Source organism: Janthinobacterium sp. GW458P (assembly GCF_002127585.1).
Taxonomy (GTDB): domain Bacteria; phylum Pseudomonadota; class Gammaproteobacteria; order Burkholderiales; family Burkholderiaceae_D; genus Janthinobacterium.
In genome coordinates this window covers 18,427-30,988 of sequence record NZ_NEGZ01000013.1, presented here as the reverse complement: position 1 = coordinate 30,988, position 12,562 = coordinate 18,427, and the positions used below count along the sequence as shown (strand labels likewise).

The 12,562-nt window shown below is 62.5% G+C and carries 11 protein-coding genes; 7 read left to right on the top strand and 4 right to left on the bottom strand.

The features are described 5' to 3' along the window. Positions 1-119: 119 nt before the first annotated feature. The 6 genes from CBW50_RS10440 to CBW50_RS10415 all read left to right on the top strand — a co-directional run bounded on the left by CBW50_RS10440 (position 120) and on the right by CBW50_RS10415 (position 5,985). Entirely contained in the window at positions 120-695 is a 576-nt protein-coding gene (locus CBW50_RS10440) for a helix-turn-helix domain-containing protein (RefSeq protein WP_076568821.1), read from the top strand. A gap of 169 nt (positions 696-864) precedes the next feature. Beyond that, on the top strand, positions 865-1,791 hold the full coding sequence (locus tag CBW50_RS10435) for an STM4015 family protein (RefSeq protein ID WP_086145477.1): 927 nt from the start codon (positions 865-867) through the stop codon (positions 1,789-1,791). A gap of 13 nt (positions 1,792-1,804) precedes the next feature. Continuing rightward, complete coding sequence (locus CBW50_RS10430; RefSeq protein ID WP_086145476.1) at positions 1,805-2,893, top strand: STM4014 family protein; 1,089 nt, start codon at positions 1,805-1,807, stop codon at positions 2,891-2,893. Then, complete coding sequence (locus tag CBW50_RS10425) at positions 2,886-3,743, top strand: STM4013/SEN3800 family hydrolase (protein WP_086145475.1); 858 nt, start codon at positions 2,886-2,888, stop codon at positions 3,741-3,743. Before CBW50_RS10430 ends, CBW50_RS10425 begins: the two co-directional genes overlap by 8 nt. Next, positions 3,740-5,119, top strand: coding sequence for an STM4012 family radical SAM protein (locus tag CBW50_RS10420; protein WP_216356341.1), 1,380 nt, complete (start codon positions 3,740-3,742; stop codon positions 5,117-5,119). Before CBW50_RS10425 ends, CBW50_RS10420 begins: the two co-directional genes overlap by 4 nt. After that, the gene (locus CBW50_RS10415) at positions 5,113-5,985 is read left to right on the top strand and encodes an STM4011 family radical SAM protein (protein WP_086145474.1); all 873 of its coding nucleotides are present in this window, start codon (positions 5,113-5,115) and stop codon (positions 5,983-5,985) included. The genes CBW50_RS10420 and CBW50_RS10415 overlap by 7 nt, the downstream gene beginning before the upstream one ends. A 54-nt stretch (positions 5,986-6,039) precedes the next feature. Here the strand turns inward: CBW50_RS10415 and CBW50_RS10410 are convergent, their stop codons facing one another. Both CBW50_RS10410 and CBW50_RS10405 read right to left on the bottom strand, forming a co-directional pair. Next, positions 6,040-7,044 carry a DUF3883 domain-containing protein gene (locus tag CBW50_RS10410; protein WP_086145515.1) on the bottom strand — a complete coding sequence of 335 codons (1,005 nt, stop codon included), beginning with the start codon at positions 7,042-7,044 and terminating at the stop codon, positions 6,040-6,042. A 172-nt stretch (positions 7,045-7,216) separates the two neighbouring features. Continuing rightward, positions 7,217-9,400, bottom strand: a complete 2,184-nt coding sequence (locus CBW50_RS10405) for a prolyl oligopeptidase family protein (protein WP_216356340.1) — start codon at positions 9,398-9,400, stop codon at positions 7,217-7,219. 336 nt (positions 9,401-9,736) lie between these two features. Between CBW50_RS10405 and CBW50_RS10400 the strand changes: the two genes are divergently transcribed. After that, on the top strand, positions 9,737-11,590 hold the full coding sequence (locus tag CBW50_RS10400) for a GGDEF domain-containing protein (RefSeq protein WP_226935626.1): 1,854 nt from the start codon (positions 9,737-9,739) through the stop codon (positions 11,588-11,590). An 18-nt stretch (positions 11,591-11,608) separates the two neighbouring features. Here the strand turns inward: CBW50_RS10400 and CBW50_RS10395 are convergent, their stop codons facing one another. Further along, positions 11,609-12,049, bottom strand: a complete 441-nt coding sequence (locus CBW50_RS10395) for a DUF6386 family protein (RefSeq protein ID WP_139842464.1) — start codon at positions 12,047-12,049, stop codon at positions 11,609-11,611. Between the two features lie 8 nt (positions 12,050-12,057). After that, positions 12,058-12,534: a DUF4262 domain-containing protein gene (locus CBW50_RS10390; protein WP_086145471.1), complete on the bottom strand. Its 477-nt coding sequence runs from the start codon at positions 12,532-12,534 to the stop codon at positions 12,058-12,060. Between the last annotated feature and the right edge of the window lie 28 nt (positions 12,535-12,562).

The following is a 12,562-nucleotide window of genomic DNA, read 5'->3' as shown; positions in this document are numbered from 1 at the left end:
TGAAGCGCTGTTTGAAGTCTACACGTTTCCGTGTTTTTCCTCAAAATCCACTATTTCGAACTGAAATTCAATATAGTGGATATTACCCAAGCCTTTTGAACTTTGCAAGCTACCTGCCGATGAAAACCAGCGTTTCGACCAATTCTCCCCCTGAAGTGGGTGCCACACTGCAACGGCTGCGCCTGGCGCGCGGCCTGACACTCGAGGATTTGTCGCGCATCGCGGGCGTGTCGAAGTCCATGCTGTCGCAGATCGAGCGCGAAAAAGCCAATCCCACCATCGCCATCACCTGGCGCCTGGCCAACGCCCTGGGCGTGCAGATCGGCGAATTGCTGTCGAGCGCCGAAAAAGCCGTGGAAACCATCCGCATCACGGATGCCCACGAAACCCCCACGCTGCCCGGCGACCACGCGGGCTACGTGCTGCGCATCCTGGGACCGATGGAGCTGGCCGGCAAATACGAATGGTATGAAGTGACCCTGGCGCCCGGTGGCGAACTGGCGTCGCAGCCGCACGATCCGGGCACCACCGAGCATTTGACGGTCATCCATGGCAACCTGGAACTGGAAGTGGGCACGGCGAAGAAAAAGGTCAAGAATGGCGGCACGGCGCGCTATCCGGCCGATTTGCCGCATATCATCCGCAATCTTGGAAAAACCGAGGGCAAGGCCCTGCTGGTGGTGATCCATCGCTAAGGCACGCCAGCAGTGCGCAATATGTCCATATGGCTATGCTAAGATTTTAGTATAGACAAGATTTCCAGGCCTGGATGTCTTCGCAGAGCGTCGCGGCACATCCCGGCTCGTCCCTGCGCCGCACTGCGCGCGGCATCCAGGCTTCCACTGTTTTTATGGAGCCCACGCGATGACCATTTCCGACAGCACCACCACCTTCCACAACAAGACAGTCGTCCAGTACGACCCGGACCTGCCCTTCGACGCCTCGCCCGGCATCGTCTACCGCCTGTCGCTCGAATACGACGACGAGCGCAAGATGGATGAACTGATCGCCGGCTTCCTCGCCAAGGCCGACAAGGGCGCGCTCGAAGCGCTGATCATCGGCATGTGGGGCGACCCGTACGAATCGGGCGCCGACGAGGTGATGGCCGCGCTGATCGCCCATGCCGCCGAACTGCCGAAGCTGCGCGCCCTGTTCATCGGCGACATGACGTACGAGGAATGCGAAATCTCGTGGATCGTGCAAGGCAGCTACAAGCCCCTGCTGGACGCCTTCCCGCTGCTGGAGGAATTGCGCATCCGCGGCGGCAATGAACTCGTCATCGAACCGTTCGCGCACCAGCACCTGCGCCGCTTTACCATCGAAGCGGGCGGCCTCGATCAAAAGATCGCCGAAGCGCTGGCGCAATCGAGCATGCCGCAGCTGGAACACCTGGAACTGTGGCTGGGCACGGACGACTATGGCTTCTCGGGCGATGTGGACCTGTACCGCAAGGTGCTGGCGCAGCTGACCGTGCCGACCTTGAAATATCTGGGCTTGCGCGACGCGGAAATCGCCGACGACCTGGCCGTCTGGCTGGCCGAGGAACCGCTGGTGGCGCAGCTCGACACGCTGGACCTGTCGCTGGGCACCATTGGCGACCTGGGCGCCGTGGCCGTGCTCAATCACACGCAGCTGGGCAAATTGCAGCGCCTGGACCTGTCGCACCACTACATTTCCGAGGAAAACCAGGCGAAACTGAAGGCGCTGCCCTTCGAAGTGGTGCTGGACGACCCGCAGGAAGCCGATGAAGACGACGGCGAAAGCTACCGCTACGTGGCCGTCGGAGAATAAGCGGATTCACCCTTTGCACACGCATCTCACCCTGCTGGCGACACAGGGCAGCAAGCGCGCGCGCCTGATGCAGGCGGCGCGCGCGCAACTGCGCCTGCCGCCGGCGCAGGTGCTCGAATGGCGCGACTGGCTGGCGCAGCCGGCGCTGCTGCATGAAGCCTTGCGCCAGCCTGGCCTGCTTAAGATCGAGCCGCCCGGCGACGATGCCGCCGCTCACCTGCTCTTGCTGCAGGCGGGCTGCCGGCTGCTGGGCCGCCCGGCCGCGCGCGCGCCCGAACACGGCGAACTGCTGGCCATGGATGCGTGGTTTGCCGGCTTTACTTCCGCCATGACTGCCCTGGCGGCGCAACTGCTTGAGCTGCCGCACACGCGCGTGCTCAATGCGCCGGCCGACATCAGCCGCATGACGGACAAGCTGGCCTGCCAGCGCCACCTGACTGCGCACGGCATCGCCATTCCCACCCTGCTCGGCCCCGTGCACGGCTACGAGCATCTGCAGGCGCTGCTGCACGAGCATGACCTGGACCGCGTCTATTTGAAACCGCGCTATGGCTCGTCCGCGTCCGGCGTCGTCGCCTACCGGCGCAACCGGGCCGGGCGCCAGCAAGCCACCACCTCGGCCGCCTTGCAGCATGGGGACGGCCAGACGCGCTTGTTCAATGTCAAGCGCATGGCGCGCTACGAAGCGCGGCACGACATCGCGGCCCTCGTCGACGCGCTGGCCGCGCAGGAGCTGTACGCGGAAGCGTGGCTGAACAAGCCCCGCTGCGGCGACAGCCATTACGACCTGCGCGTCGTGACCGTGGCGGGCCAGCCCGCGCACCGCGTGGCGCGCATCGGACAGCAGATGATGACGAATCTGCACCTCGACAACCGGCGCGGCGACGCGTCCGGCCTCTTGAACGCAGCCGACCTGGCCGCGCTGGAACAAACCGCCGCCCAGGCCGCGCGCGCCTTCCCTGCCAGCCATGTGACGGGCTACGACCTCGTCGTGCGCCACGGCCAGGCCCATGTGCTGGAGGCGAACGCCTTCGGCGACCTGCTGCCCGGCCTGCTCTGGCAAGGCATCGATACTTACACTGCGCAACTGGCCCATGCTTAAAGAAACACCGATCATCCCCGACATGCACGCCGTCGTCGGCAGCCACGACATCGTCTTCCTCACGCTCGACACCCTGCGCTATGACGTGGCGCAAGCGCTGTACGAGGCGGGCGAATTGCCCGTGCTGGGGCGCTTTTTAGCACCGGGCGGCTGGGAGCGCCGCCACTCGCCCGCCACGTTCACGTATGCGGCGCACCAGGCCTTCTTCGCGGGCTTCTTGCCCACGCCGGCCGCGCCGGGCCGCCATCCGCGCCTGTTCGCTTCAGCCTTCGCCGGCAGCGAGACGACGTCGCCGCACACCTACGCCTTCGAGCAGGCGGACCTGCCTGCCGCGCTGGCCGCGCGCGGCTACCGCACCATCTGCATTGGCGGCGTGGGCTTCTTTAACAAACAGACGGCGCTAGGCTCCGTGCTGCCGTCGCTGTTCCAGGAAAGCCACTGGAGCGCCGGCATGGGCGTGGCCGGCCGCCATTCGACGCAAAAACAGGTAGCGCTGGCCATAGCCCGCCTGGCGGACGGCGCGCAGCGCACCTTCCTGTTCATCAATGTCAGCGCGCTGCACACGCCGAACCGCGCCTACCTGCCCGGCTGCCGTGCCGACAACCTGGATAGCCATGCGGCCGCCCTGCGCTATGTGGACGGCGCACTGGCGCCCTTGTTTGCCGCCTGCGCCGCGCGCGCGCCCACGTTTGCCATCGTCTGCTCGGACCACGGCAGCGCCTACGGCGAAGACGGCTACCGGGGCCACCGGGTCGCCCACGACAGCGTGTGGAATATCCCGTATGCGCACTTTTTCATTCAACCAGATTCGACAGCCTCAAAACAGCCACCCCAGGAATCCCCACCGTGAACCCATCCGAACAACCGGGCACCCTGGCGCAGCGCATGCGCCACACGCCCTACCAGGCGTATTCCTATTCGTATCCGCACAAGGCGGCCTACCGCGCCCTGCCGCAGGCGGCGCCGCTGGCGCCCCTGTGGGCGCGGCAGGACCGCTCCGCCCTCTTCGCCTACATCCATATTCCGTTCTGCGAGATGCGCTGCGGCTTTTGCAATCTGTTCGCCATGGCACGCCCCGGCGCCGACATGGTCGAGCGCTACGTGCGGCAAGTGCTGGTGCAGATGCGCGCCCTTGATGGCGCGCTGGGCGAGCGGCGCTTCGCCCGCTTCGCGCTGGGCGGCGGCACGCCCACCTATCTGTCGCCGGCGCAGCTCGATGCTTTGCTGTGCGGCGCGCGCGACATCCTCGGCATTGACCTGCAACAAACGCCGGCCGGCATCGAGGCGTCGCCCGAGACCATCACGGCGGAACGCCTTGCCGTATGCCGCGCGCACGGCATCGACCGCGTCAGCCTGGGCATCCAGAGCTTTGCCGCCGGCGAGATGCGCGCGCTGGCCCGTCCGCAGCAGAACGCCACCGTCCAGCACGCCATCGGCCTGATACGCGCGGCCGGCTTTCCCACCCTGAACCTGGACCTGATCTACGGCATCGCGGGGCAAACCGTCGCCAGCCTGCTGGCCTCCATCGACAGCGCGCTGGCCTTCCGGCCCGAGGAAATCTATCTGTATCCGCTGTACGTGCGCGAGCAGACGGGTCTTGGAAAAGTGGCGCGCCGCCAGGGCGCGCAGTCGCTGTCCCCCATCATGCTGGCGCAGGACGGCGACAGCCGCCTGGCCCTGTACGCGGCCGCGCGCGACCATTTGCGCGCCCGGGGCTACGAGCAGGTGTCGATGCGCATGTTCCGCGCCCCCCATGCGCCGGAGCAGGACGGTCCGTCGTACTGCTGCCAGAATGACGGCATGGTGGGCCTGGGCGCAGGCGCCCGCTCGTACACGGCCAGCCTCCATTACTCCAGTGAGTACGCCGTGGCGCGCCTTGACACCATCAACATCATCGACAACTACCTGGCACTCGACGAGGCGCGCTTCGCCCAGGCCGAACACGGCTACGTGCTCGGTGGCGGAGAACAGCGCCGTCGCTACGTGATCCAGTCGCTGCTGACGCAGCCAGGCCTGGACCGCGACGCCTACGCGGCCCGCTTCGGCAGCCGCTGCGAAGCGGACTTGCCCCAGCTGGCCGAGCTGCACGCGCTGGAACTGGTGGAGGAAGACGGCCCGCTGCTGCGCCTGAATGACCGGGGCTACAGCTACGCCGACACCATCGGCCCGTGGCTGGCCTCCGAGACGGTGCGCGCGCTGATGGCCGAAGGCGGCCAGGCGTGCTGACGGCGCAAGCGCCAACGCTGTCGCTGCTGTACCGGGGCACGCTTTCGAGCTGCAACTACGCCTGCGGCTACTGCCCGTTCGCCAAGAAGCGCGACAGCCGCGCCGCGCTGGCCCGCGACGCGCGCGAGGTGGCGCGTTTTACCGGCTGGGTGGCGGCGCAAGCGCGCCCCATCGGCGTGCTGTTTACGCCCTGGGGCGAGGCGCTGGTGCGGCGCCACTACCGGAGCGCGATGCAGACACTGGCGGCGCTGCCCCACGTGCGCCAGGTGGCGCTGCAAACGAATCTGTCCGGCCCATTGAACTGGCTGGAGAGCATGGACGGCCTGGAAAAGGTCGGCCTGTGGTGCACCTACCACCCGGACCAGACGACCTTGGCCCGCTTTCTCGACCGCTGCGCGAAGCTCGATGCCATGGGCGTGCGCTATTCCGTCGGCGTGGTGGCCATGAACGAACACCTGGACGCCATCGGCGCCCTGCGCGCGGCCTTGCCGGCCCACGTCTACCTGTGGCTGAACGCCTACGACCGCCGCGGCCCCGGCTATTACAGTGGGGAAGATCTGGCCTGGCTCGACGCCGTCGACCCGTGGTTCGCGCAAAACCGCCGCCCTTCGCCCTCGCGCAACAAACCGTGCCTGGCGGGCGAAGCGTCGCTGTCCGTCGATGGCGATGGCGAACTGGCGCGCTGCCACTTCGTGCCCGAGCGGCTGGGGAATTTATATGCGGATGACCTGGCCGACATGCTGCAGGAACGCGCCTGCCCGCGCTTCAAGTGCGACTGCTATATCGGCTATGCGCAGCGCAAAGATTTGCCGTTCCAGACGGTGTTTGGGGAGGGGGTATTGGCGAGAATTGCGCCGTTGCCGTGACCTGGCCCGCCCCAAAATGGCCATCAACTCGACCTTTAAACTTTAAAATATCGCTCAATTGCTTGGAACGGGAATAAACGTTCCTATGTATACATAGGGCGCCAAGTCAAATACCTTTGCCAGTTCAGCTGCATCATATACATTAATACCCGGTGTAGCTGACAATGCAGATGTGACCATCGCAAGACGCCAAGATGAATTGGACTGCAGCCCCTTTCTATGCTCATTTCTGGTAAGAAAGAACTGGGGCGAAGGACCGGCTGTCCCTTTGACCTCCACATGCAGATTCAACTTCCCCTTTGTAAAAGCGAAATCGTAACCACAAGGCAAGTGCGTGACGCGTTTGCATGTAAATCCCCGTTTCGCATAATATTCGATAACGACACGCTCCGCCGCCATCTCAACTTTTTTCCGATGTTCAGCTGTACCAAAACCTTTCAAGGGATCAGCAGCATCAAGCTCGGGATTGGGCAACTTTTCATCGTCAGGATTTTTGACCGCAAACGGAGCCAACTCCTTTATTCTGCTTTCGAGGAGATGAAGAACACGTTTCTTGCTTTCATTCGTATCGACGTCTGGCCCCGCCAAAAAAGAATATTTCCCCTGCCTTACGGTAGGATCAGAGAATGGCCTAGTTCGGTATTCTGGCGGAACAATATGCACGTTCTTACTGCTTATGCAATATGACCAATCGTAGCCTGGGCTTCCGGATTCACCGCGCTGGCTCATGACACCGGCAGGCGGTGCCAGCCATTCCCCATGTAATGTAGCATTCTCATACCAACCGACGATATGGATACCCTTATGTTTCGGATTTTTCGCCAGACAAATAACGGTCCAACCATCTGGATCATTATTTGAGGGGGTATATAGCTTATTTTGTGGCGGAACATAGCAGTAAAATCTTCCGTCGGGACCAGGATTAAAATTAAAAGCTTCATGTCCCGGCCCTCTTATCTTGCTATTTTTTTTGCCTTTTAGCCAACTAAAATTTCCATCAACTGGCTCGCCTCGATAATAGTCGGACCAACCAAATTTCACCCACAAAACTTTTTTCATTATTAAAATCACCCGTTAATTTTAAATTACTCATAAATTAACTCAATCATACTTTATTTATTTTAGAAACATCATCTCAGCAAGGAAATTATTGAAAGTAGAATAAAAAAAACGCGGGCCAACTGCGCCCGCGCTCTTTACCTTACAGCAAGTACAGCATTACTGCACCGATTTACTGCGCCGCCACCTTGGCCGGCTCAGCCGCCGTCACCGGCGCCATCTTCAGCGAACGGCTGAGGAAGCCCCAGCGGTCGGCCACTTCTTCGATCTGCTTGGTCGTCGGCTTGCCGGCGCCGTGGCCGGCTTTGCTGTCGATGCGAATCAGCACGGGTGCCGCGCCGCCTTGCGCTGCCTGGGCGGCGGCGGCGAACTTGAAGCTGTGGGCAGGCACGACGCGGTCGTCATGGTCGGCCGTCGTGATCATGGTGGCCGGATAGCAGCCGCCCGCCTTCAGGTTGTGCAGCGGCGAGTATTTCACCAGCGCCTTGAACTGTTCGGCATCGTCCGACGAACCATAGTCAGGCACCCAGCCCCAGCCCACGGTGAACTTGTGGAAACGCAACATGTCGAGCACGCCCACCTGCGGGATGGCCGCGGCGAACAGGTCCGGACGCTGCGTCATGGCCGCACCGACCAGCAGGCCGCCGTTGCTGCCGCCGCCGATCGCCAGCTTCGATGGCGAGGTGACCTTGTTGTCTACCAGCCATTGCGCCGCGCCGATGAAATCGTCGAAGACGTTTTGCTTGTTCAGCTTGGTGCCAGCCTGATGCCAGGCTTCGCCGTATTCTCCGCCGCCGCGCAGGTTGGCCATCACGTAGACGCCGCCCATTTCCACCCAGGCAAGATTTGCCACGGAGAAGCTCGGCGTCAGCGACACGTTGAAGCCGCCATAGCCGTACAGATAGGTCGGGTTGGAGCCGTCGAGCTTCATGCCTTTTTTCGAGACGATGAACATCGGCACCTTGGTACCGTCGCGGCTGGTGAAGAATTGCTGGCGCGTTTCAAAGGCGTTCGGGTCGAAATCGACCTTCGGCTGGCGGTACACGCTGCTCTTGCCCGATTTCATGTCGTAGCGGTAGATGGTCGCCGGCGTCGTGAAGCTGGTGAACGAGTAAAACGTTTCCGTGTCGCCACGCTTGCCCGCGAAACCACCGGCCGAACCGATGCCCGGCAAGGCCACTTCGCGCACCAGCTTGCCATTCAGGTCGACGATCTTGATTTGCGTTTGCGCATCCTTCAAGTAATCGAGCACCAGCTGGTTGTTGATCAGGTTGACGGCAACCAGGGTTTCCGCCGCCTGCGGCACGATTTCCTTCCAGTCGGCGGGCGCAGGTTTGCGCGTATCGATGGCGATCACGCGCGATTTCGGCGCCTTGTTGTCCGTCTTGAAGAAGAACACGGGGCCGTCATTGTCGATGAACGAGTACGATGCGTCGAACGCTTCCAGCAAGCCGACGACCTTGGCGTTCTTCTGGCGCAAGTCCTTGTAGAAGATGCGGTTCTTGCGTTCCGTGCCCTGCGTGGCCGTGATGATCAGGTAATTGCCGTCATCGCTGACGGTGCTGCCGCCAAACGCCCATTCCTTCTGGTCGGGACGGTCGAAGACGAGCACGTCATCGCTTTGCGGCGTGCCGATCTTGTGGAAATACAATTTCTGGAAGTAATTAATATCGGCCAGCTTGGTGGCTTCGTTCGGCGCGTCATAGCGGCTGTAGAAGAAACCGGTGTTGTCCTTGGTCCACGAGGCGCCCGAGAACTTGGCCCACTTGATGTGGTCCGTCAAATCCTTGCCCGATTCGATGTCGCGCACTTTCCACTCGTTCCAGTCGGAACCGGAGGCGGACGTGGCGTAGGCCAGGTATTTGCCGTTCGGGCTGATCGAGGTGCCGGCCAGCGCCACCGTGCCGTCGGTGGACAGGGTGTTCGGGTCCAGCAGCAAACGGGGCTCGTCCGTCAGCTTTTTCACCGTGTACAGCACGGCCTGGTTCTGCAAGCCGTCGTTGCGGCTGTAGAAATAGCGGCCGCCCTGCTTCGTTGGCGTAGAGAAACGCTCATAGTTCCACAGCCGGGTCAGGCGCTGCTTGATCGCCGCGCGCTCGGGGATGGTGCCCAGGTACGATTGCGTCAGCTTGTTTTGCGCCGCCACCCACTCGCCCGTCTCGGCGCTGTTGGCGTCTTCCAGCCAGCGGTAAGGGTCGGCGATGGTGGTGCCGAAGTAGCTGTCTTGCTGGTCGACTTTTTTGCTCACAGGATAAGTCACGGGAGCGCCGTCGCCGGCCGGGCAGGATTGCGCCATGGCATTGCCACCGAAAGCGGCCAGCATGCTGAATATGAGGGTTGCACTACGTAATTGCATGGGTTGTTTGTCTCATTGTTGGATGTCGAGGAAAGCAGGCGGCTCTGCCAGACGCCGCGGCTGCCCATGTTGACTTTCGCCAAGAGAAATCATAGCGCGGATTGGCACTTTTAAAACACAGTTATCCGGCACAATTGCCATCTTTTATTTGGGTGATGCACGGACTAGACCGTGATAAATCGCGTTTTTGGCCGCTATCGGCAAACTGCGGACGATTGGCGGACAGGCAAGAAACATTGTCAAAAGCAAATACATTTCATCAAGCTGTCATATTTCATCTTTATTATCGGCAACATGTTCATGGCCCGTCCAGCGGCCATGCCCCCACGTCCTCCTATGCACACTCTCGCCCTCCCCACCGCCCCCGCCGCGCCGGCCGCCGCGCCGCCATCGAATGTGGCTTACCTGAAACCGCCCGCCGCCACGGGCATCGAGGGAACGGACGCGCTGCACGAGATCCTGGCCGAACGCAAGCTGAGCGCCCTGTTCCAGCCCATCATCCACATGCACAGCGGGGAAATCATCGGTTACGAAGGCTTGATACGGGGGCCGTCCGACAGTCCCCTGCATGCGCCGATGAATCTGTTCAAGGTGGCGCGCGCACACGACCTGACCCTGGAAGTGGAACACCTGTGCCGCCAGGTGGTGCTCGAGCGCTTTGCTGAACTGCAACTACCAGGAAAACTATTCCTCAACGTCAGCCCGGAATGTTTGTTGCTGCGCAATGCGCGCCATGGCGAAACCCTCGAATATATCGAGCACATCGGCATCAACCCGGACCGCGTCATCATCGAACTGACGGAAAACCAGCCCACGTATGACTACGAGCTGATGCGCGAAGCAGTGCTGCACTACCGCAACATGGGCTTCCAGATCGCCATCGACGACCTGGGCGAAGGTTTTTCCAGCCTGCGCCTGTGGTCGGAACTGCGGCCTGAGTACGTCAAGATCGACATGCATTTCATCCAGGGCATCAACAACGACCCCGTGAAGCTGCAATTCGTGCGCTCGATCCAGGAAATCGCGGAAAAATCGGGCACGCTGGTGATCGCCGAAGGCATCGAGGCGCAGACGGAATTGCTGGTGCTGCGCGACCTGGGCGTGGCCTTCGGCCAGGGCTATCACCTGGGACGGCCGAACATGGTGCCGGCGCGCGCGCTGCCGGCCGAAGTGGTGCAGGCGCTGGGGCGCAACGGCGTGGCCGTGTATCCGCAGCGCAGCAGCCTGGAAAAGAACGGCGCCACCATCCGCAAGCTGCTGAACAAGGTGGCGGCCGTCTCGCCGGACAGGAACAATAACGAGGTGTACGACATTTTCCTGAAGGAACCGAAGCTGATGATCATTCCCGTCGTCGACGACGGCGTGCCGCTGGGTCTGATCAGCCGCTTCGAAATGATCGATCACTTCGCCCGCCCCTACCAGCGCGAACTGTACGGCAGGAAATCGTGCAGCCTGTTCATGGACGCCAATCCCCTGATCGCCGACCACGAGACGAGCTTGCAGGAACTCAGCTACACCATGGTGCAGTCCGACGCCCACCACCTGTTCAACGGCTTCATCATCACCGAACATGGCCGCTACCTGGGCATGGGCACGGGACACGACCTGATGCGCGAAATCACGCAGATGCAGATCAACGCGGCCCGCTACGCCAACCCGCTGACGCAGCTGCCCGGCAACGTGCCCATCAACGAGCACATCGACCGCTTATTGCACAGCGGCAGCCGCTTCTGGGTCTGCTATTGCGACCTCGACCACTTCAAGCCCTTCAACGACGTGTACGGCTACCGCAAGGGCGACGACGTGATCCAGCTGACGGGAGAAATCCTCAGCGGCCATTGCGACCCCAACCGCGACTTCATCGGCCACATCGGCGGCGACGATTTCATGATCCTGTTCCAGAGCGAGGACTGGGAAGCGCGCTGCCAGGCCATGCTGGAGCGCTTTGCCGCCGCCATCCTCGCCTATTACAGCACGGGCGACTGCGAACGGGGCGGCTACATCAGCGAAGACCGGCAGGGCAAGAAAGTGTTTTATTCACTGATCAGCCTGTCGCTGGGCGTGATCAAGGTCGAGGCGCACCAGTACTACACGCACCACCAGATCGCCACGCAGGCGGCGGAAGCGAAGAAACAGGCAAAGAAAATCCACGGCAACAGCCTGTTCCTGGACCGGCGCCAGGGCCGGTAGCCGGCGGCGGAACGGGGATCAGATGCGCACGAGGCCGGCAAATGCATTGCGGCTGCGCGCATCGGGCAGGAATGCCAGGCTGATGCGCGCGCCGTCGCGCCGCGCCAGTATCCGGTAGCCGCCCGGGGGCAAGTCCATGAACAGGCCGCTACAGGCCGCGTCCGGCTCCAGGCCGCCGCCCGTGACGTCCTCGCCGGCGCCGATGAAGACGCGGCCCGAGACGACGGCGAGATGCACGCTCGCCTGCGGATCGGCCAGTCCGGCCAGCACCTCCAGCGCATACGCGCCGTCGCCGCCCAGATTGAAAAACGCCGCCTGGCCGGCGTTGACGGCCGCCAGTTCCGCGCAGGGGAGGCTCCACCAGTCGCAGTCATCGTCGAGCTTGTGGCGCAGGCCGGCAGGATCGAATACGCACAGGGTGGCCGTATCGGTAAAGAAAGTGAAGGCGACAGGCGCCATGGCCGGCATCAGTCCTGCCGCGGCGCCGGCCCCAGCAGCGGCTGGCTGGCCACGTACGCGGCGCTGGCTCCCGCATCCCACGGAAAATGGCCGTCGCGCGACGGCCAGACGATCTGGTACAAGGTAAAATCATTGCCCTGGTAATACCAGCGCGCATAGCCGACCCAGTCGCGGTAGCGCGCCTCGGGCACGCGCACGAACGCGCATGGGTGGCCCTCGAGCAGGGCGCCCGTGGTCTGCGTAAAATCCGCGATGGCGCCGCTGCGCGCGGCGTCGAGCGCCACGTCGACGATCTGCTGGGCCGTCGCCTGCGGCAAGCCCATGATGAGGAATTCGGGCAGGCCGAAGCTGTGGCAAGCGCCTATCGTGAACGTGTAGCCGGGCCCTTCTTCGTCGCCGCCGATATGTACGCAATGCCAGCCATATGTAGCGATGTCATCGATGACCTTTTGTTCAGATGCATCTTCGCCTGCCTGCCTCACCATGCTCCACCTTTCATTGTGCCGTCTCATG